Raw genomic sequence first — 19,675 nt, 5'->3', positions numbered from 1 at the left:
CATGACGAGACTGCGGGCCCTGGCCGTGGCGACCGGTGGGCTGATGACCGTGAGCCTGCTGGCGGTGTTGGGGGCCGCGAGCCCGGCGGCCGCAGCGACCGGCTGCAGCGCGCCAGGTCCCGGTCAGGTGCGGTTCACCTGGACGGGCGGCAGCGGCGCGTGGAATGACGCGGGCAACTGGACTCTCGATGGTGCCCAGACCGGGCACCGTGCGCCGACCTACTTCGGCGCCGATCCCACGACCGACGACAGCCTACGCGGGCTCGTCTGCGTCGCGCCGGTGTCGCCAGCCGTCATCACGCTCGACGACAGCTCCCACGTGCACGTGCAGGCGCTCGAGGTCTTCAACGCGACACTGGTGGCGACCGGCGCCCGAGTGATGGTCTACGGGCCGGCCGGCACCCACACCTCCACGATTCATCCGGACGCCACTGTCCGGCTCCACGCCAGCACCCTGGGCGGCCCCGGCCGGATCGACGTCGAGGGCCACGTCTTCTGGGGCGAGGCCGGATTCGGTGTCGGCACCCTCGACAACGACCACTGCGCCGACTTCCCAATGGATCAAGCGGTCGACGCGTGTCCCGTGGCGGCGCCCGCGACCGGGACGTTGCGGGTCGCGTCCGGCGGCCTGCTCGAGGTCGTCGGCCGCGGCGTGAACCTGTCCGACGGCTACGCCGTCGACGTCGCGTCCGGCGGCCGGCTGCTCCTCACGGGCGCCGGGTACGTCGCCGCCGACCGCGACACCGCGATCACGGTCCAACCGGGCGGCACCCTGGAGCTGGCGGGCGACGCCAGCGTGTTCGAGGGCAAGTCCAACGGCCAGGCCGACCCGGACCTCGCCGAGCTCACCAACGACGGCACCGTCCTCAAGTCGGCCGGGGGCGGCGCCAGCGCTCTCAACGTGAACTACGCCGGGAGCGGCCGCGTCGACGTCCGCACCGGCGGTCTCAGCATCTCCGGCACGGCCCCGATCACCGGCGACCTGCGCGCCGGGGCCCGACTGGGTACGGCGTCCTGTGGCGTCCCCGGCGTTGCCACCGATGCCGCGCGGCCGTGCCTGCCCGCCGCCACCGCGGAGGACCCCCAGATCGCCGTGCTCTCGCCGCAGCAGCCCGTCTCGGGCGTCGTGGTCCAGGAGGGCGCGGTTCCTGCCCAGACGGGCGACCTCCAGCCGGCCGTCAGCATCGCGAGCCCGGCGGTGCCCAGCACGCTCTACCTCGAGCTCCAGGACCAGCGGCCGGCAGCGGAGCTGACCGTCTTCCGGACCCGGTCGGGGCTCCAGCAGCGGATCCCGCTGTGCGGAGCGGGGGGAGCGCTGCCGGCGGGGGTGACGGCCTGCATCGTGGGCCGCCGCGGCTCTGGCGGCCGCGCCCAGCTCGAGGTCGTCACGAGCGACCCCGACGGCCTGTGGAGCCTGCGTCCGTCGGCCGTCGACTTCGTGCGCCTGGTAGACCCACTGGTCGGGGCTCGCGAGGGCTGTGCGGTCAGCCAGCCGACGTACCCCTTCGTCGCGCGCGAGCAGATCCGACTGCTCCAGGCCGGCAGCTACGCGCTCTACTTCGCCACCACCGAGAACGCCCCCGCGGGAGCGCCCGTGGCGACCGGCGTCGCAGGGCCGGGCCTCACCCAGGTGCCGATCCGGGTGACGCGCAACGGCTGGGTCGCGGTCGTCGCGACGGGCGTCAACGGGCAGCCCGAGTCGACCGGGTCGTTCCGTGTGGTCGCGACGCCGGCGATCGCCTTCCGCAAGCGCAGCCGGGCCGCGGTCGCCGGCCGACCCTTCGTCATCGAGGGCCGGGTCAGGCCCAAGGGACGCCGTACGGTCGACCTGTACGCCGTCCGTGTCACCGGCAGCAGCGGCTTCCTGGCCCGCACGAAGGTCCACGTCCGGACGGACCGCAAGGGCCGGTTCCGGGTCGTCCACCGACCGAAGCGGGCCGGGCGTTGGGTGTACGCCGTCCAGGTCCGCGGCAAGGGTGCGCTGAGCACCGCTATGTCGCGGCAGGCTGTGCGGGTGAGCGTTCGTGCGCCCGCTCCCGCCCCGGCCCCGACGGTGGTGCGCAACGTCCGCGCCGCCGAGACCACTGCGACCGCACCGTCGGCTCCGGCTCCGGGGACTGCGCCGCCGGTCGACCCGCTGGACCTGATCGGTCCGTTCTACCCGGGCCGGGTGCAGCGGGCTGCCGCGGCCTGCCGGTTCCAGGTGGCCCGGTGAGCGCTGCGTGATGTTCGGCGTGATCGCGGATCGCTACGAGCTGCTCGAGATCGTCGGCAGCGGCGGCATGGGCGTCGTGTACCGCGCGCGCGACCGCGTGCTCGGTCGCACCGTCGCCGTCAAGGTGATCCGCCAGGAGCTGGTCGACCAGGAGTTCGTCCGGCGCTTCGAGCGCGAGGCCGCGATCCTCGCGCGGGTGCGCTCGCCGCACATCGTCGTGGTCTTCGACTACGGCAGCAGCGACGGCCAGTTCTACCTGGTGACCGACTTCCACGCCGACGGGGACCTGGTCGGCTGGCTCGAGCAGCACGGCCCGATGCCGGCGCGGCTCGCGGCCGAGGTCACCGCCGCGGTCGCCGAGGGCCTCGCCGACGCGCACGCGGCCGGCGTGGTCCACCGCGACGTGAAGCCGGGCAACGTGCTGCTGTGGCGGCGTGGAGAGCGATTGCTCCCGGTCCTCGCCGACTTCGGCATCGCGACCGCCGAGGACGGCGGGCTCACGGTCACCGGCGGGGTCCCGGGCAGCCCGCCGTTCATGGCTCCCGAACGGCATCTCGGTCAGGCGGCCACGGCAGCCACCGACGTCTACGCCCTCGGCTGCCTGCTCTACAACCTGTTGACCGGCCGGCCGCCCTACGACGGCACCAGCTTCCAGGCCGCGAGCGCCCACATCAACGACCCGGTCCCGCAGCTCCCGCCCGAGCTCGAGCGGGTCGCGGGTCTCGACGCGATCGTCGCGCGGTGCATGGCGAAGGCGCCCGAGGACAGGTACCCGACGGCCAGCGAGGCCGCCGAGGCGCTGCGGGCGTGGATCGCGGCGGGTACGCCGGTCTCGACCGCCCCGGCCACCGTCACGACTGCGCCGGTGGTCCTGCCCGGGTCGGAGCCCGTACGACGGCGGGTGTGGCCCGTCCTGCTCGCGGTCGCGGCGCTGGTGGCGGTGCTCGGAGCCGGATCATGGTGGCTGCTGGGGCGCGACGATCCGCCGGCGGCCGGGGCCCGGGATCCGGTGACGACCGGGACGCCGAGGGTCGAGCCGGAAGCCCGGTTGATCCCGGTGGACGGCGCGTGTGGGTACGTCGTGACGGTGCAGGGCAGGGACGTCCAGGTCGCCTGCCGATGGTTCGACGTGCGGGCCCGGGGGCTGAGTGCCGGTGCGTCGGTCACGGTCGAGCTCGAGCTGGCGGTCGACGGCAGGTACTCCGACGACGTGGCCCGGACCCACCGGACCGTCGCGGCCGACGGGACAGTGAACGTCGAGCAGCACGAGGCCGTGAGCGAGTACGACGGACTGTGCCCGAGCGGCACCTGCGCCGGTGGGTTCCCGGTGGCCGACCGGGCGACCGGAGCGCGGTTGACCGTCCGCGACGAGGACGGGAAGAGGATCGTGCGTGCGACGTACGCGCTCGCGGACCTCAGATCTTCCTGAGCCGCACGTACTGCACCGCGTGGTCGGCGGCCTTGCGCAGCACCAGCGTCGCCCGCGAGCGGGTGGGCAGCACGTTCTCGGCGAGGTTGGGCCCGTTGATCGAGTCCCAGATCCGGCGCGCCTCGTCGACGGCGGAGTCGTGGCTGAGCGCGGCGTAGCGGGCGAAATAGGAGTTGGGGTCGCGGAAGGCGGTCTCGCGCAGCCGCAGGAAGCGGTCGACGTACCACTCCCGGATGTGGTTGGTGTTGGCGTCGACGAAGATGGAGAAGTCGAAGAAGTCCGACAGGCCCAGGCCGGTGCGGCCGTCCTCGCGGACCCGGGCGGGCTGCAGGACGTTGAGGCCCTCGACGATGACGATGTCGGGCCGCTTCACGACGACCCTCTCCTCGGGGACCACGTCGTAGACCAGGTGGGAGTAGACCGGCGCCTCGACCTCGTCGATGCCGGACTTGATGTCGATGACGAACTTCAGCAGCTTGCGCCGGTCGTAGGACTCGGGGAAGCCCTTGCGCTGGAGCAGGCCGCGGGCCTCGAGCTCGGCGTTGGGGTAGAGGAAGCCGTCGGTGGTCACCAGCGCGACGTTGGGGTGCTCGGGCCAGCGGGCGAGCATCTGCTGCAGCACGCGCGCCGCGGTCGACTTGCCGACCGCCACCGACCCCGCGAGGCCGATCACGAAGGGCGTGCGCGGGGGAGTGCGTCGGTGCAGGAACTGCTCCTGCTCGTGGTGCAGGCGGGTCGCGGCGTTGACCCGCAGCGACAGCAGCCGGGACAGCGGCAGGTAGACGTCCCGGATCTCGTCGAGGTCGAGCGAGTCGCCGATGCCGCGCAGCCGGACGACCTCGTCGCTGGTCAGCGGGCTGCCCTGCTGGTGCCACTCGTGGGCCAGGTCGGCCCAGGTCGCGCGGTCCAGCTCGACGTACGGCGAAGCCTCCCGCGACGAGTCCTCGCCGTGGTGGGTGTCCGCCGGGGTGCCCGTCGTCATGGCGCCGATTGTTCCAGTCGCTCCCGGGGGTGCCTGCGGCGCGTCCCTGATCCGGACGACGCGGGTCGGGAGGACGGCGCCTAGACTGGCCGACCATGTGCGGGATCGTCGGTTACGTCGGACACCAGTCGGCCGAGGGCGCCGTCATCGACGGTCTCCGGCGGCTGGAGTACCGCGGGTACGACTCGGCCGGCATCGCCGTCGTCCACGACGGGACACTGACCGTCGAGAAGCGGGCGGGCAAGCTCGCCAACCTGGAGAAGGTGCTCGGCGAGACGCCGATCCCGACTGCCGAGGTCGGCATCGGACACACCCGGTGGGCCACCCACGGCCCGCCCAACGACGTCAACGCCCACCCCCACACCGGTCCCGCGCGACGGGTCGCGCTGGTGCACAACGGCATCATCGAGAACTTCCTCGACCTGCGAGCCCGGCTCGAGGCCGACGACCACGAGCTGCTGTCCGACACCGACACCGAGATCGTGGCCCAGCTGCTCGAGCTGCAGGTGCAGTCGGGGGAGGACCTGACCACCGCGATGCAACGGGTCTGCCAGAAGCTCGACGGCGCGTTCACCCTGGTCGCGATCGACGCCGAGGAGCCCGGCAAGGTCGTCGCCGCCCGCCGCAACTCCCCGCTGGTCGTCGGGCTGGGGGAGGGTGAGAACTTCCTCGGCTCCGACGTCGCCGCGTTCATCGAGCACACCCGTGAGGCGCTCGAGCTCGGCCAGGACCAGATCGTGGTGATGACCCGCGACGCCGTGCAGGTCACCGACTTCTGGGGCCACCCGGTCGAGGCGCGCCACTTCCACGTCGACTGGGACCTCTCGTCGGCAGAGAAGGACGGCCACGACTGGTTCATGCGCAAGGAGATCTTCGAGCAGCCCCGTGCCGTCGCCGACTCCCTGATCGGCCGTCGTACGCCGTCCGGACAGCTGCAGCTCGACGAGATGCGCCTTGCCGACGAGGAGCTGCGCGACGTCGACAAGATCATCATCATCGCGTGCGGGACGTCGTTCTACGCCGGCATGGTCGCGAAGTACGCCATCGAGCACTGGACCCGCACCCCGGTCGAGGTCGAGCTCGCCTCCGAGTTCCGCTACCGCGACCCGATCATCGACTCGACCACGCTGATCGTCGCGATCAGCCAGTCCGGCGAGACCGCCGACACCCTCCAGGCCATCCGCCACGCGCGCTCGCAGCGCGCGAAGGTGCTCGCGATCTGCAACACCAACGGCTCCTCGATCCCGCGCGAGTCCGACGCCGTGATCTACACCCACGCCGGCCCCGAGATCGGCGTCGCCTCGACCAAGGGCTTCTTGACCCAGCTGGTCGCCTGCTACCTGCTCGCGCTCTACATCGCGCAGGTCAAGGGCACCCGGTTCGGCGACGAGATCGACGAGATCATGCGCCACCTCGAGGCGATGCCCGACCACATCGACACCGTCCTCGACACCGCCGAGCAGGTCTACGCGCTCGCCGCCGACCACGCGACCACCCGCTCGGTGCTCTTCCTCGGCCGCCACGCCGGCTACCCGGTCGCGCTCGAGGGCGCGCTCAAGCTCAAGGAGCTGGCCTACCTCCACGCCGAGGGCTTCGCCGCCGGCGAGCTCAAGCACGGCCCGATCGCGCTGATCGAGGACGGCCTGCCGGTGCTGTGCGTCGTACCGCCCAAGGGTCGCGACCACCTCCACGGCAAGATGCTCAGCGGCATCCAGGAGGTCCGCGCCCGCGGTGCCCGCACCATCTGCCTGGCCGAGGAGGGCGACACCTCGATCGAGCCGTACGCCGACGCGCTGATCCGGCTGCCCAAGGTGCCCGTGCTGCTGCAGCCGCTGGTCTCGATCGTCCCGCTGCAGCTGTTCGCCTGCGAGCTGGCCACGGTGCTCGGCCACGACGTCGACCAGCCGCGCAACCTCGCCAAGTCCGTCACGGTCGAGTAGCCGTGCCTGTCGTCGGCGTCGGCATCGACGTGTGCGAGATCGCCCGATTCGAGGAGTCCTGCCGCCGCACCCCCGCGCTGGTGACCAAGCTCTTCACCGAGGCCGAGCGCGACCTCCACATCCGCTCGCTGGCGGCCCGGTTCGCAGCCAAGGAGGCGCTCGCGAAGGCCCTCGGCGCCCCGCGCGGGATGTCGTGGCACGACGCCGAGGTGGTCTCGGAGGACTCCGGTCGGCCGCGGTTCGTCATCCGCGGCACGGTGCTCGCCGAGGCCGACGCGCTCGGCGTCACCTCCGTGCACCTCTCGCTGACCCACGACGGCGGCATCGCCTCGGCCGTGGTGGTGCTCGAGTCGTGATCCGGGCCCACACCGTCGAGCAGGTCCGCGCCGCGGAGGCAGACCTGCTCGCCCGGCTGCCCGAGGGTGCGCTGATGCAGCGCGCCGCCGCCGGCCTGGGGTACGCCGTGCTCGACCTGCTCGGCACCGCCTACGGCCGCCGGGTGCTGCTGCTCGTCGGGTCCGGTGACAACGGCGGCGACGCGCTGTACGCCGGCGCGCTGCTCGCCCGGCGCGGGGTCCAGGTGGAGGCGTGGCTGCTGTCCGACGCAGCCCATCGGGGCGGCGTGGACGCGCTGCGGGCTGCCGGCGGCCGGGCCGTCCCGTGGTCATCGATTGGGCAGAGACAGCATGCTCAGCCCTCGAATCCCCGCGGTTTGGTCCCAAACCGCAACATCTTTGACGTCGTCGTCGACGGCATCGTCGGCATCGGCGGACGCGCCGGCCTGCGCCCGGAGGCAACGAACGCACTCGAGCTGTTGGCCGGGATCCCGGTCGTCGCGGTCGACACCCCGTCGGGCGTCGACGTCGACACCGGCGAGACCGACGGCCCCCACGTCACCGCCGACCTCACGGTCACCTTCGGCACCCACAAGCCCTGCCACCTGCTCGACCCCGCGGCACAGGCGTGCGGTGCGATCCACCTGGTCGACATCGGCCTCGACCTGCCCCAGGCGCAGGTCGAGGCGCTGCAGGCCGCCGACGTCGCCGCACTGCTCCCGCGACCCGCGCCCGACGCCCACAAGTACACCCGCGGCGTGGTCGGCGTCCGCGCCGGCTCGGCCGCCTACCCCGGCGCCGCCGTGCTGAGCGTCTCCGGCGCGGCGTGCGGGCTCGCCGGCATGGTCCGGTACGACGGCGACCCGGCCGCCCTCGATCAGGTCCGCGCCGCCCATCCGGAGGTGGTCGGCCCCGGCCGGGTGCAGGCGTGGGTGGTCGGCTCCGGGAGCGACACGGGAGCCGAGGACGCCGTACGCCGCTCGCTGGCCGACGGTGTCCCCCTGGTCATCGACGCCGACGCGATCGCCTTCGCCGGCACCACCCGGGGCCGCCCGGTGGTCCTCACGCCCCATGCCGGCGAGCTGGCCCGGCTGCTCGACGTCGAGCGTGCCGAGGTCGAGGCGCGGATGCTCGAGCACGCCCGACTGGCCGCCCACCGCTTCGACGCCGTCGTCCTGCTCAAGGGCCGCCACACGGTGGTCGCCCGCCCCGACGGACGGGCCCGAGTCACCACGACCGGCACCCCCTGGCTCGCGACCGCGGGCGCCGGCGACGTCCTCGGCGGCCTGGTCGGCGCGCTGCTGGCGGCCGGGCTCGACCCGTTCGACGCCGCCTCTGCCGGCTCCTGGCTGCACGGCGCCGCCGCGACCCGGGCCGCCCAGGACGGGCTGATCGTCGCGAGTGACGTGGCCGCGGCCCTCCCGGCGGTCCTCGGGACCTTGGTGGGACGATAGGACGATGGAGCGCCCGCCCGTCGGCCCGGCCGGGATCGTCGTCGACCTGGCGGCGGTCCGGGCCAACGCGCGGCTGCTGCGCGCCACGGCCGGCGTACCCCTGATCGCCGTGGTGAAGGCCGACGGCTACGGCCACGGCATGGTCGAGTGCGCGCGGGCCGCCCGGGAGGGCGGCGCGGAGTGGCTGGCGACGGCGACGGTCGAAGAGGCGCTGGTGCTACGCGCCGCCGGCGTCGAGGGACCACTGCTGTGCTGGCTCAACGGGCCCGACAGCGACCTCGCCGCTGCCGCCGACGCCGGCATCGACCTGACCGCCCACAGCGTGGCCGACCTCGACGCGATGGCCGCCGCCTTCGCGAGCCGCACCGCCCCGGCGCGGGTCCAGCTCAAGGTCGACACCGGACTGTCCCGCAACGGCGCGCCGCGCGTGCACTGGGCCGAGGTGTTCGCCCGGGCCCGGGTTGGCGAGGAGGCCGGGACCTGGCGGATCACCGGGATCTGGTCCCACTTCGCCTGCGCCGACGAGCCGGCCCACCCCGCCAACGACCGCCAGGAGCAGGCCTTCCGCGACGCTCTCGCCCTCGCCGACGAGCACGGCCTGCGCCCCGGGCTGCGCCACCTCGCCAACTCCGCCGCGGCGATCCTGCGGCCCTCCTCCCGCTTCGACGCGGTCCGCTGCGGCATCGCGGTCTACGGCCTCGACCCGGCGCCCGGGCAGGACACCGGCATCGGGCTGGTGCCCGCGATGACCGTGACCGCGCCGCTGCTCTCGGTCAAGGACCTCGCACCCGGCGACGCCGTCTCCTACGGCCAGCGCTGGGTCGCCGAGCAGCCGACCACGGTCGGCCTGGTCCCGGTCGGGTACGGCGAGGGCATCCCGCGCAACGCCAGCCGGCCCGGCGCCCCGGACGAGGCGGCCACCGTCGGCATCGACGGCAAGCGGCGGCCGATCCGCGGCACCGTCTGCATGGACCAGGTCGTCGTCGACCTCGGGGGAGACCGGCCAGCGGTCGGCAGCGAGGTCGTCGTCCTCGGCCCGCCCTCCGCGGGCGGGCCCACCGCCCAGGACTGGGCCGAGGCGTGCGGCACCATCAACTACGAGATCGTCACCAGGATCGGGGGGCGGATGTCCCGCAACTACGTGGACTCCGAGGCCGACGGAGCCGACGCATGAGCCGCCGCGGCCGGGTCGTCGGGTCCCTCGCTGGCGCCCTCGGCGTCGCAGCCGGTACGGCGGCCGTCGGGATCCTGCGCCAGCAGCGGGCGATCAGCCGGCGGGCGGGCGAGGAGATCCCCTTCGGGAGCCTGCACTCGACGCCGGTGACCGTGGTCGCCGACGACGGCCTGCCGCTCCACGTCGAGGTCGACGAGGTCGAGCCGGTCGCCGCCTCGGGTGGCGCGGTCGAGCGGCTGCTGCGTCGTACCAAGGGCGACACGCCTCCGGTCACCGTGGTCTTCGTCCACGGCTTCTGCCTCAACCTCGACTGCTGGCACTTCCAGCGCGCGGCGTACCGCGGCCTGGTCCGCACCGTCTACTACGACCAGCGCTCCCACGGCCGCTCCGGCAACTCCGATCGCGCCCACTCGACCATCGACCAGCTCGGCCGCGACCTGCACCGGGTGCTCGAGGAGGTCGTCCCCGACGGGCCGGTCGTGCTGGTCGGGCACTCGATGGGTGGGATGTCCATCGTCGCGTTCGCCGAGCAGTACCCCGAGCTGGTCGGCACCCGCGTGGTCGGCGCCGGCCTGATCTCGACGACCGCCGGCGGCCTCGACCCGAGCCGGATCCTGCTGCCGATGCTGCCCGCCCGCCTGGCCGGCCCGATGACCAGCAGCGCCGTACGGACCCTGCACCTCGGCCACCGCGCCATCGACTCGCTGCGCCGCGCGGGCAGCGCCGTCGCGACGGTCGCCACCGACCGGTTCGCGTTCGGCAGCGACGTGCCGCGCGGGTACGTCGAGTTCGTCGACGACATGCTCGCCGCCACCCCTTTCGAGGTGGTCGCCGACTTCTTCCCGCACTTCGCGGGCCTCGACAAGTTCGACTTCGTCGAGGTGCTCGGCCGGGTGCCCACGTCGGTCATCTGCGGCACCGACGACCGGATCACCTCGATCGGGCACTCCCGCAAGCTGCAGTCCCGGATCCCCGGGGCGCGGCTGCTCGAGTGCGAGGGCGCCGGCCACATGGTCACCATGGAGCGCCACGAGCTGGTCAACGCCGAGCTCGACCAGCTGATCACCGCCGCATCCGCGAGGGCAGCGACGCGATGAGCGTGGAGACGAGGCGCGTCGGCCCGGAGGCCGCCGCGGAGGTGCTGGCCGTGGTGAAGGCGGCGTTCGCGGACCGCCCGGTCCTCGACCCGCCGGCCGACGCCCTGGCCGAGACCGAGGACTCCATCGCCGCGATGCTCGCCCCGAGCGGCGGGCTGCTGACCCTCGACGACGGCCGTCCGGTCGCCGCCCTGGTCCTCGACCCGGTCGACGACGCCGTCTACCTGCGCCGGGTCAGCGTCGACCCGGCGGCCCAGGGCCACGGCCTCGCCCACGGACTGGTCCGCGCCGCGCTGCTCGACATCGCCCGCGCCGGCGCCCGGCGGGTCCGGCTGCTGGCCCGCGAGGAGCTGCCGCGCACGATCGGCTTCTGGCGCGAGCTCGGCTTCGTCGAGACCGGCCGGCACGCGCCGTACGTCGAGATGGCGCGCCCCGCGCCGGTGATCGTCGACGTGCCGGGTGCCGACGACATGCGCGCCCTGGGGAGGCGGGTCGCGGCGTACCTCAGCGGCGGCGACGTGCTCGTCCTCAGCGGGGAGCTCGGCGCCGGGAAGACGACGTTCACCCAGGGCCTCGGGGAGGGGCTCGGCGTGCGGGGCCAGATCACCTCGCCGACCTTCGTCATCGCCCGGGTGCACCCCGCGCTCGGCGCCGGGCCCGAGCTGGTCCACGTCGACGCCTACCGCCTCGGCGGGCAGGCCGAGCTCGACGACCTCGACCTCGACACCGACCTCGACGAGGCGGTCACGGTCGTCGAGTGGGGGACCGGGATCGCCGAGGGCCTGGCCGAGGACCGGCTCGAGGTGCGGATCACCCGCGCGACCGGGGATACGGCCGCCGACCCCGAGGCCGATCCGCGCCTCGTCGAGCTCGACGGCATCGGCACCCGCTGGCTCGAGACGGACCTCCGCGAGCTCGGCTGAGCAGGCCGAGCGCCGCACGGGACCTTCGTCCTTTACTTTCGGGGACCCCGGCCCGGATCCGATGGCCCGTCGGGTGCAGTGGACTCGGGCCGCGCACCCGATCCGTCGACCCCTCTCCGATTCCTACGGTGATGACCGAGGGAATCTTGGGGGGGAACCAACGATGCGTTTGCTGCGAGTGCTGCTGTCCGCCGCGCTGGTCGCCGTGCTGGTCGCCACCGCGGTCGGACTCGTCGACGGCCCGGCCGTGGCCGGTGAGTCCCGGCGGCCGGTGCTGGACCGGGTGACGTCGCGAGCGGCCCATCAGAGTGTCGTGTTCAAGGGCCGGGCCAAGCCGCGCCAGGTCGTCCGGCTGCAGGCCCGCGGGCCGTCGTACTGGACCACCGTCGGGAAGGACAGGGCCTCGCGCAAGGGCGTCTTCCGGATCACCGTCCCCTATCCCGACACCCCGCGCACCTACCGGGTCGTGGCCGGCGGCAAGGTCAGCAAGACCCGCCGGGTCGTGCCGACGCCGCCCGCACCGGGCGCCCCGGCCACCCCGAAACCGCCTGCACCCAGCGACGGTTGCGGCGTGCGGCCCGAGCGCGCCGAGGGCGGCTACTACGCCTGCACCTTCCGCGACGACTTCGACGGCACCACGCTCGACCCCGCGATCTGGATGGCCCAGGAGACCTGGTTCAGCGGCATGACGACGGCGAGCGGCTCCTGCTACGTCGACAACGACCGCACCATCGCGGTCGCGTCCGGCCACCTGCGGCTCACCGCGACCGTGCTCGACGAGCCGTTCGTGTGCCGCAGTCCGTACGGCGACTTCACCACCGACACCGAGGCCTCGACCGTGGTCACCCGGTCCCGGTTCACCCAGACCTACGGGCGCTTCGAGGCCCGCCTCAAGATGCCCGCCGAGGCCGGGACCGCCGGTGCGCACTCCGCGTTCTGGCTCTACCCGCAGGATCAGGCCTACGGCCGCTGGCCCGCTTCGGGCGAGATCGACGTCGCCGAGTGGTTCAGCGCCCGGCCCGCGAACGTCTACCCCTCGGTGCACTACGCCGGCGAGAACAACATGTTGAGCACCGGTTTCTCCTGCGCGATGCCCACCTCGTCGACCGAGTTCCACGACTACGCCGTCGAGTGGACGCCGAGCGTGATGCGCTTCTACTACGACGGCAGCCTGTGCTTCACCCACGCCTGGACGCCGGCCGGCCTGGTCGCGCCGCAGCCGTTCGACCGGCCGTTCTACCTCGTGTTCACCCAGATCTGGGGCGGCGGGTGGAACGCCCGCGCGCCCGGCATGCCGGACACCTCCACCCTGGTCGTCGACTGGGTGAAGGCCTGGCAGTAGCCACCCGGCCCCGGCCCGGAGGACATGGCCTAGCCTCGGAGGGTGCTGCTCGCCTTCGACACCGCCTCCTCGACGGTCACCGTCGCGCTGCACGATGGGACCGACGTGGTCGCCGCGGCGACCTCCGACCGCGGCATGAAGCACGGTGAGCAGCTCGCCCCGCTCATCGAGCAGGTGCTGTCCGGCGCCGGTGCCCGCCCGGCCGACCTGACCGGCATCGCCGTCGGGGTCGGCCCCGGCCCGTTCACGGGACTCCGCGTCGGGCTGGTCACCGCGCGCACCATGGCCCACGTGCTCGGCGTACCCGTCCACGGGGTGTGCTCGCTCGACGCGCTCGCCCTCGAGGCGGTCGAGACCGGCGCGGTCGACGGCGCGTTCGTCGTCGCCTCCGACGCCCGGCGCAAGGAGGTCTACCTCGCCTCGTACGACGCCCGCGGCGCTCGCCTCGACGAGCCGGTCGTCGACAAGCCCGCCGTGCTCGCCACGACCGGGCCGGTGGTCGGGGAGGGTGCCCGGCTCTACCCGGAGGCGTTCCCCGACGCGCGCGGCCCGCAGCGGCCCGACGCGGCCTGGCTGGCGCGGGGCGTGGTCGCCGACCGGTTCACGGTCCTGGGCTCGGAGCCGCTCTACCTGCGGCGCCCCGACGCCGTCGCGCCGGCCCGATGACCACCACGACCCGCCCCGCGGCGGTCGCCGACGTCGCGGCGATCGTCGCGCTCGAGGCCGATGCCTTCCCGCTCGACCCCTGGTCGGAGAACCTCGTCGGCGAGGGGGTCGGCGGTGCGCTGCCGACCGTTGCCTACCTCGTCGCCGAGGAGGCTGGCGCCTTCGCCGGCTACGCCGTGGTCAGCGTGGTCGACGTGGACGCCGAGCTGCAGCGGATCGCGGTGCCCGAGGAGCTGCGGCGCACGGGCGTCGCGACCGCGCTGCTGTCGGCCGTGCGCGCGACCGCGACCGACGGGGGTGCAGAGCGGTTGCTGCTCGAGGTCCGCGAGGACAACCTCGCGGCGCGGCTGTTCTACGAGCGGCACGGGTTCGCCGAGCTCGGGCGCCGGCCGCGCTACTACAGGGACGGGACCGACGCGCTGGTGCTGAGCGCTCGAGTTCCTTGAGTGCTTGCCGTGCTCCGGGTGCGTGCATGGCAAGGCGGCGGAGCGACGGCATACCGGGTTGTCTACCGAGCGACGGCAACGCAGCCAGGTGCGTGCCCGGGGCGCGGCATACGTCAAGGAAGCTCGGGCGCTCAGCACCTTCGCTGAGCACACCCGTCACAATGGTGTCGTGACGACCCGCGACGAACCCCTGGTCCTCGGCATCGAGACCTCGTGCGACGAGACCGGTGTCGGCATCGTGCGCGGCCACACGCTGCTCGCTGACGCCGTCGCGAGCAGCGTCGAGGAGCACGCGCGGTTCGGGGGCGTCGTACCCGAGGTCGCGAGCCGCGCCCACCTCGAGGCGATGGTTCCCACGATCCAGCGCGCCTGCGACACGGCGGGGGTCGCGCTGTCCGACGTCGACGCGATCGCGGTGACGCACGGGCCCGGGCTGGCCGGCGCCCTGCTCGTCGGCGTCGCTTCCGCGAAGGCGCTGGCGCTCTCCCTGGGCAAGCCGATCTACGGCGTCAACCACCTCGCCGCGCACGTCGCCGTGGACCAGCTCGAGCACGGCCCGCTTCCCGAGCCCTGTCTCGCCCTGCTCGTCTCCGGGGGGCACTCCAGCCTGCTCAAGGTCACCGACATCACCGGCGCCGACGGCGGTGTGGACCCGATGGGCGCCACCATCGACGATGCCGCGGGCGAGGCCTTCGACAAGGTCGCACGGCTGCTCGGGCTGCCGTTCCCCGGCGGCCCCCACATCGACCGCGTCGCCCGCGAGGGCGACCAGGTCGCCATCGACTTCCCGCGCGGGCTCAGCACCCGCCGCGACCTGGAGCGGCACCGCTTCGACTTCTCCTTCTCCGGCCTCAAGACCGCCGTGGCCCGCTGGGTCGAGGCCCGCGAGCGCTCGGGCGAGCCGGTGCCGGTCGCCGACGTCGCCGCCTCCTTCCAGGAGGCCGTGTGCGACGTGCTGGTCCGCAAGGCGCTCGACGCCGCGAGCGCTGAGGGCATCGAGGACCTGATGATCGGCGGTGGCGTCGCCGCCAACTCCCGGCTCCGGGCGCTCGCCGAGGAGCGCGCGACGAAGCTGGGCATCCGGGTCCGCGTGCCGCGCCCCGGCTTGTGCACCGACAACGGCGCCATGGTCGCGGCGCTCGGCTCGACCATGGTCGCGCGCGGCCGGACCCCCTCGACCCTGGACCTGCCGGCCGACTCGAGCCTGCCGGTCACCGACGTGCTGGCCGGCTGAGACCGTGGCACCGGAGGCGGGCTACTTCCCCGAAGGGTCGATGCTCCGCCACGTCCAGTCCCACCGCGCGGTCGGGCAGACCTACGGCCAGCGGGCGCTCATCATCGGCGCCACCCACCCCGTGCCGTACGTCGGCACCTCCCAGGCCACCCTCGCCAAGGAACGCCCGTTCGAGCGGCTCGCCCGTACCGCGCTCGCGTTCGAGACCGTGTTCTTCGCGCCCCGCACCGAGGCCGACCGGCTGCTGGCCGCGGTGCACGGACTGCACCAGCGGGTGCGCGGCGAGCTGGACCGCGACGAGGGGTCGTTCGGCCGAGGGACGCCGTACGACGCCTTCGACCCGGAGCTGATGCTGTGGACGATGGCGATGCTCGCGGACTCCTCGCGGGTCGCCTTCGAGACCCTTGTGCGGCCGCTGACGGCGGGCGAGAAGGACGACCTGTGGGCCGACTGGGTCCGCTTCGGCGAGCTGTTCGGGATGCCCCGGTCAGTGGCGCCGCCCGGCGCGGCGGCCTTCGAGCAGTGGATGCGCGACTGGTACGCCTCCGGTCGGATGCACCTGACCGCCGAGGCCCGCGTGGTCGGCCTCGCCATCGCCCGTGACATGCCGGGGCCGTGGCCGATGACGCCTGGCATCAAGACCACCAACCTCGTCGTGCAGGGGATGCTGCCGCCGGCGGTCCGCGACCTCTACGGCCTGCGCTGGTCGCCCGCGCACGCGCTGGCCTGGCGCGCTGTCACCGCGGGGGTGCGGGGCTCGCGGCACGTCGTACCGGACCGGGTGCGGCTCGGTGAGAACAGCGACCTGCACCGGCTGGTGATCCGCAGCGAGCGGGCGGCCGCCGCCCGGGGCCGGCGCACCATGGACCTGCCGGCCGTCTGAAGCTGGCTCAGCCTGTATTCGGTGAATGCAGGCTCAGAAGGGCTCGACGAGCAGCGCCGTGCCCTCGCCGGAGACCCGGGTCAGCACGATCGTCGCCTCGGCGTCGCCGCTCAGTGCCAGCCGCTTGCGCAGTGCCTCAGGAGACACATCGACGCCGCGCTTCTTGATGGTCAGCCGGCCGATGCCGCGCTCACGCAGCGCCGCCTTGAGCTGCTTCTCCCGGTAGGGGAGCGTCTCGAGGACCCGGTAGCTGCGGGCGAAGGGCGTGCGGAACGGTTCATCTGCCGTGACGTAGGCGATCCTCGGGTCGACCAGGCCGCCGTCGACCCCGGCCGCCACGGCCGTGACCAGGCCGGCCCGGATCACCGCACCGTCGGGCTCGTAGAGGTACCCACCGACCGCGCGCACGCCGACGGCACCCGGGCCGGGGTCCTCCTCGTCGGTGATCGTGGCCAGGCCGCCCGCGCCGATCACGGTCGCGCGGCGGGCGACGGTGGCGGTCCGCCCGGCCCACAGCGCGGCCTCCTTGACCTCGCCGTCGTCGCTGACCCACTCGGCCTCGACGCCGGCGGGCACCAGCGTGTGCGGGATGCCGGGCGCGACCTTGACGCAGGCGTCGCGGCGCAGCAGCCCCTCCACCCACGTCCACGGCGGGGTCCAGTCCTCGACCCGGAAGCTGCGCCCGGCCCCCGAGCGGCGGGCCGGGTCGGCGAAGGCGAGGTCGAACCCGCTGTGGTCGACGGTCGTGGCGTCGGCGACCTGGACCGCACCGGGTAGGCCGAGCGCGGCCAGGTTGGCCTCCGCGACGGCCACCCGGACCGGGTCCAGGTCGACGCCGGCGCACACGATGCCCGCGGAGGCGGCCGCGACCAGGTCGCCGCCGATCCCGCAGCCGAGGTCGACCAGGGTCTGCGCGCCGAACGCCGACGCCCGTCCGGCCCGGTGCCGCGCCACCCGCAGCCGGGTCGCCTGCTCCAGGGCGTCGGGCGTGAAGTACATCCGCGCTGCCAGGTCACCGAACTTCGCGACCGCACGGGCCCGCAGCTCCACCTGGGTCAGTGCCGTCGCGGCCCGCTCCGGCGTCGTCGTACGACGCAGCGCGGAGCCCGCCGCCAGCGGGGCGGCACCGTCCGCGACCAGGGCGGTGGCCTCGGCGAGCAGCGCCTGCCCCTCGTCGGTCAGCAGCCACCGGAAGTCGTCGAGGTCCACCCCCCGATCCTGTCAGGTCGTGGGCGCGAGCTCCGGCTCCGGCTCGTCGTCGGCGTCCTTGGCGGGCTTCTCGTCGCCGTGACCGGGCCACCAGGCCGCGTGGCCGAGCAGCGAGGTCAGTGCCGGCGTGAAGAACATGGACATCACGAACGACACGATCAAGATGCCGACCGCGAGCGCGAAGCCCATCGACACGATCAGCGTGTTGCCGCCGAGCATGAGCGAGGCGAAGGTGCCCGCCAGGATGACGCCCGCAGCCGCGATCGTGGGTCCGGCGTGGGTGACCGCCTGGCGTGCGGCGTCGTGCGGGTCGCGTCCCTCGCGCGCCTCCTCGCGGAGCCGGGCGATCATCAAGATGTTGTAGTCCGTGCCGAGGGCGGTGACGAACAGGTAGATGTAGATCGGCAGCATGAAGATCAGCCCGGACTCGCCGCCGATGTGCTGGAACGCGATCACCGTCAGGCCCAGGGTCGCGGCGAAGCCCAGGCCCACCGCGGCCATCAGGAACCACGGGGCGACCAGGCTGCGCAGCAGCAGGGCGAGGATCAGCATGATGATCACGGCCGCGACCGGGAAGACCACCTTGTAGTCGCGGGCCATCGCCGCGGACATGTCGGCGAAGATGCCGGGCGTGCCGCCGACGTACGCCTCGGTGCCGTCCGGGGCGGCCTCGTGGGCCGTGTCGCGGATCGGTCCGGCGACGTTGTCCTGCGCGGCGTCGGAGACCGGGTCGTCGGACAGGGTCAGGTAGAACTGGTACGCGGTCCCGTCCTTCGAGGGCAGCGGACCGGCCACCGCGTCGACGCCCTTGGCCTTGCCCAGCGCGTCCCCGAAGGCGGTGAGCTGGTCGGGCGTGACGTCGGCGCCGTCGGCGTCCACCAGCACCGGGACAGGCTCGGCCGCGCCGGCTGAGAAGTGCTCGGTGAAGGTGGTCATCGCCTCGGTGGACTCGACCCCCTTGGGCAGGCTGGAGTTGAAGTCGAAGGACGGGTTGAAGCTGAGCGCGAAGATCGCCAGCACCGTCATCGCGCCGCCCGACACGAGCGCGGTCAGGCCGGGACGACGCCCGACGGCGTTGCCGAGCTTGATGAAGGTGCCGTGCTTGGGCTCCTTCTGCCACGCCTTCGACGGCCAGAACAGGGCCTTGCCGAGCAGAGACACGACGGCCGGCACCAGGGTCAGCGCGGCGAGCAGGGTGACGAACACGGCGATCGCCAGGGCCGGGCCGATCGCCCGGAAGATGCTGAGCGAGCTGAGGATGAGCGCCATGAAGGCCACGATCACCGCGCCACCGGCCGAGGCGATCGCCTCACCGGCACGGTCGAGGCTGTAGATGACCGAGTCCTTGACGGCCGCTCCGGTGCGCAGGCGCTCGCGGTGCCGGAACAGGAAGAACAGGATGTAGTCGGTGCCGACGCCGTACAGGACGACGACCAGGATCTGCTGGACCGATGCGTCGGCCTTGAGGTCGAAGACGTCGTTGGCCCAGGCGATGGCGCCGGTGGCGATCGAGGAGACCAGGCCGACCACGACGATGGGCAGCAGGCAGATCAGCACGCTGCGGAAGATCAGGGCGAGCAGCCCGATGATGAGGACGACGGTCGCGACGGCGACGATGAGCAGGGTGTCGGCGCTGGACTCCTGGGAGTCGAGGCCCTGGGGCACCGCGCCGGTCGCGCGGATCTCGAGGTCGGTGCCGGCGACGAGCTTCTTGATGTCCTTGCGCAGCAGCTTGGCGTCGTCCATGGCCTGGGTGTCGTAGCCGGTGGCTCCGTCGGCGAGGGGGATCACCGCGAACATCACGGTGCCGTCCTCGGAGAGGTTCGGCTTGCCCGACTCGTCCTGCCCGATGACGACCTGCTGGAAGGTCTTCTTGCCCAGCTCCGGCGCGAGCTTCTCGCCGAGGGCGGTGACCTCGTTCGCGTCGTCGCCGGTGAGCTTGCCGCCGTCCTTGCGCTCGATCACCAGGATCGCGCCTGGCGAGAAGGAGTCGGAGAACTTGGCGTCCTGGATCTTGAGGGCCTGGATCGACTCGTAGTGGTCGGGCAGGAACTCGGAGTTGTCCTGGGTCGACTCGAGGGCGGGAGCCGCGGCACCCACGATCACGGCGATGAGCACCCAGGCGGCGATGACGTACCAACGGAAACGGGTCACGAAGCGACCGAGCGCAGCGAACATGGCGGAAACGCTATCGGCGTGCAGGGGGCCCGGGTCAACCGACTTTGGTAGGTCGTCACCAGCAGCCGCCCCAGGGTGCCTCTGGCACTCACTTGCGGAGAGTGCTAGTTTCGTTTCTGGCACTCTCACCGCGAGTGTGCCAGCGCAGGTCTCCTGCACGACACACCC

16 protein-coding genes are annotated in these 19,675 nt (G+C 73.2%); 13 read left to right on the top strand and 3 right to left on the bottom strand.

The genetic code is table 11. The annotated features are described in order from the left end of the window. Nucleotide 1: 1 nt before the first annotated feature. Nucleotides 2–2,215, top strand: coding sequence for a hypothetical protein (locus tag FBY23_RS22210; RefSeq protein WP_141800129.1), 2,214 nt, complete (start codon nt 2–4; stop codon nt 2,213–2,215). Between the two features lie 10 nt (nt 2,216–2,225). Next, nucleotides 2,226–3,644 carry a serine/threonine-protein kinase gene (locus tag FBY23_RS22205; RefSeq protein WP_260806598.1) on the top strand — a complete coding sequence of 473 codons (1,419 nt, stop codon included), beginning with the start codon at nt 2,226–2,228 and terminating at the stop codon, nt 3,642–3,644. Here FBY23_RS22205 and coaA read toward each other — a convergent pair. Further along, complete coding sequence (coaA, locus tag FBY23_RS22200; RefSeq protein ID WP_141800127.1) at nt 3,631–4,626, bottom strand: type I pantothenate kinase; 996 nt, start codon at nt 4,624–4,626, stop codon at nt 3,631–3,633. The two genes, FBY23_RS22205 and coaA, sit on opposite strands and share 14 nt — an antisense overlap. A gap of 95 nt (nt 4,627–4,721) precedes the next feature. Between coaA and glmS the strand changes: the two genes are divergently transcribed. The 11 genes from glmS to FBY23_RS22145 all read left to right on the top strand — a co-directional run bounded on the left by glmS (nt 4,722) and on the right by FBY23_RS22145 (nt 16,120). Then, a complete protein-coding gene (gene glmS, locus FBY23_RS22195) occupies nt 4,722–6,566 on the top strand; it encodes a glutamine--fructose-6-phosphate transaminase (isomerizing) (protein WP_141800126.1) in 1,845 nt (614 codons plus the stop codon). 2 nt (nt 6,567–6,568) lie between these two features. After that, a complete protein-coding gene (locus tag FBY23_RS22190) occupies nt 6,569–6,922 on the top strand; it encodes a holo-ACP synthase (RefSeq protein ID WP_141800125.1) in 354 nt (117 codons plus the stop codon). Next, complete coding sequence (locus tag FBY23_RS22185; protein WP_141800124.1) at nt 6,919–8,355, top strand: NAD(P)H-hydrate dehydratase; 1,437 nt, start codon at nt 6,919–6,921, stop codon at nt 8,353–8,355. Before FBY23_RS22190 ends, FBY23_RS22185 begins: the two co-directional genes overlap by 4 nt. 4 nt (nt 8,356–8,359) lie before the next feature. Further along, nucleotides 8,360–9,529 (top strand): alanine racemase, encoded by a 1,170-nt coding sequence (gene alr, locus FBY23_RS22180; RefSeq protein ID WP_141800123.1) that lies wholly within the window; start codon nt 8,360–8,362, stop codon nt 9,527–9,529. Further along, complete coding sequence (locus FBY23_RS22175) at nt 9,526–10,626, top strand: alpha/beta fold hydrolase (RefSeq protein ID WP_141800122.1); 1,101 nt, start codon at nt 9,526–9,528, stop codon at nt 10,624–10,626. Before alr ends, FBY23_RS22175 begins: the two co-directional genes overlap by 4 nt. Then, a complete protein-coding gene (gene tsaE / locus FBY23_RS22170) occupies nt 10,623–11,549 on the top strand; it encodes a tRNA (adenosine(37)-N6)-threonylcarbamoyltransferase complex ATPase subunit type 1 TsaE (RefSeq protein ID WP_141800121.1) in 927 nt (308 codons plus the stop codon). Before FBY23_RS22175 ends, tsaE begins: the two co-directional genes overlap by 4 nt. 163 nt (nt 11,550–11,712) lie before the next feature. Next, entirely contained in the window at nt 11,713–12,891 is a 1,179-nt protein-coding gene (locus FBY23_RS22165; protein ID WP_160158334.1) for a family 16 glycosylhydrolase, read from the top strand. A gap of 42 nt (nt 12,892–12,933) precedes the next feature. Continuing rightward, on the top strand, nt 12,934–13,557 hold the full coding sequence (gene tsaB, locus FBY23_RS22160; RefSeq protein ID WP_141800119.1) for a tRNA (adenosine(37)-N6)-threonylcarbamoyltransferase complex dimerization subunit type 1 TsaB: 624 nt from the start codon (nt 12,934–12,936) through the stop codon (nt 13,555–13,557). Further along, nucleotides 13,554–14,003, top strand: coding sequence for a ribosomal protein S18-alanine N-acetyltransferase (gene rimI, locus FBY23_RS22155; protein WP_141800118.1), 450 nt, complete (start codon nt 13,554–13,556; stop codon nt 14,001–14,003). The genes tsaB and rimI overlap by 4 nt, the downstream gene beginning before the upstream one ends. A gap of 169 nt (nt 14,004–14,172) precedes the next feature. Next, nucleotides 14,173–15,237 carry a tRNA (adenosine(37)-N6)-threonylcarbamoyltransferase complex transferase subunit TsaD gene (gene tsaD / locus FBY23_RS22150; RefSeq protein WP_141800117.1) on the top strand — a complete coding sequence of 355 codons (1,065 nt, stop codon included), beginning with the start codon at nt 14,173–14,175 and terminating at the stop codon, nt 15,235–15,237. A gap of 4 nt (nt 15,238–15,241) precedes the next feature. Next, the gene (locus FBY23_RS22145; RefSeq protein WP_141800116.1) at nt 15,242–16,120 is read left to right on the top strand and encodes an oxygenase MpaB family protein; all 879 of its coding nucleotides are present in this window, start codon (nt 15,242–15,244) and stop codon (nt 16,118–16,120) included. Nucleotides 16,121–16,153: 33 nt separating this feature from the next. Here FBY23_RS22145 and FBY23_RS22140 read toward each other — a convergent pair whose 3' ends face one another. Both FBY23_RS22140 and FBY23_RS22135 read right to left on the bottom strand, forming a co-directional pair. Continuing rightward, the gene (locus tag FBY23_RS22140) at nt 16,154–17,329 is read right to left on the bottom strand and encodes a class I SAM-dependent methyltransferase (RefSeq protein ID WP_141800115.1); all 1,176 of its coding nucleotides are present in this window, start codon (nt 17,327–17,329) and stop codon (nt 16,154–16,156) included. A 12-nt stretch (nt 17,330–17,341) separates the two neighbouring features. Then, entirely contained in the window at nt 17,342–19,507 is a 2,166-nt protein-coding gene (locus FBY23_RS22135) for an MMPL family transporter (RefSeq protein ID WP_141800114.1), read from the bottom strand. Nucleotides 19,508–19,675 lie beyond the last annotated feature (168 nt).

The sequence above is a fragment of the Nocardioides sp. SLBN-35 genome (assembly GCF_006715725.1).
Classification (GTDB): Bacteria; Actinomycetota; Actinomycetes; order Propionibacteriales; family Nocardioidaceae; genus Nocardioides.
This window is presented reverse-complemented; position numbering and strand designations above follow the sequence as displayed.

What these genes read in the sequence shown, in the direction of transcription:
- FBY23_RS22210 (WP_141800129.1), top strand. Translation starts at nt 2, where the DNA reads ATGACGAGACTGCGGGCCCTGGCCGTGGCGACCGGTGGGCTGATGACC.
- FBY23_RS22205 (WP_260806598.1), top strand. Translation starts at nt 2,226, where the DNA reads ATGTTCGGCGTGATCGCGGATCGCTACGAGCTGCTCGAGATCGTCGGC.
- coaA (WP_141800127.1), bottom strand. Translation starts at nt 4,626, where the DNA reads ATGACGACGGGCACCCCGGCGGACACCCACCACGGCGAGGACTCGTCG.
- glmS (WP_141800126.1), top strand. Translation starts at nt 4,722, where the DNA reads ATGTGCGGGATCGTCGGTTACGTCGGACACCAGTCGGCCGAGGGCGCC.
- alr (WP_141800123.1), top strand. Translation starts at nt 8,360, where the DNA reads ATGGAGCGCCCGCCCGTCGGCCCGGCCGGGATCGTCGTCGACCTGGCG.
- FBY23_RS22175 (WP_141800122.1), top strand. Translation starts at nt 9,526, where the DNA reads ATGAGCCGCCGCGGCCGGGTCGTCGGGTCCCTCGCTGGCGCCCTCGGC.
- tsaE (WP_141800121.1), top strand. Translation starts at nt 10,623, where the DNA reads ATGAGCGTGGAGACGAGGCGCGTCGGCCCGGAGGCCGCCGCGGAGGTG.
- FBY23_RS22165 (WP_160158334.1), top strand. Translation starts at nt 11,713, where the DNA reads ATGCGTTTGCTGCGAGTGCTGCTGTCCGCCGCGCTGGTCGCCGTGCTG.
- rimI (WP_141800118.1), top strand. Translation starts at nt 13,554, where the DNA reads ATGACCACCACGACCCGCCCCGCGGCGGTCGCCGACGTCGCGGCGATC.
- FBY23_RS22135 (WP_141800114.1), bottom strand. Translation starts at nt 19,507, where the DNA reads ATGTTCGCTGCGCTCGGTCGCTTCGTGACCCGTTTCCGTTGGTACGTC.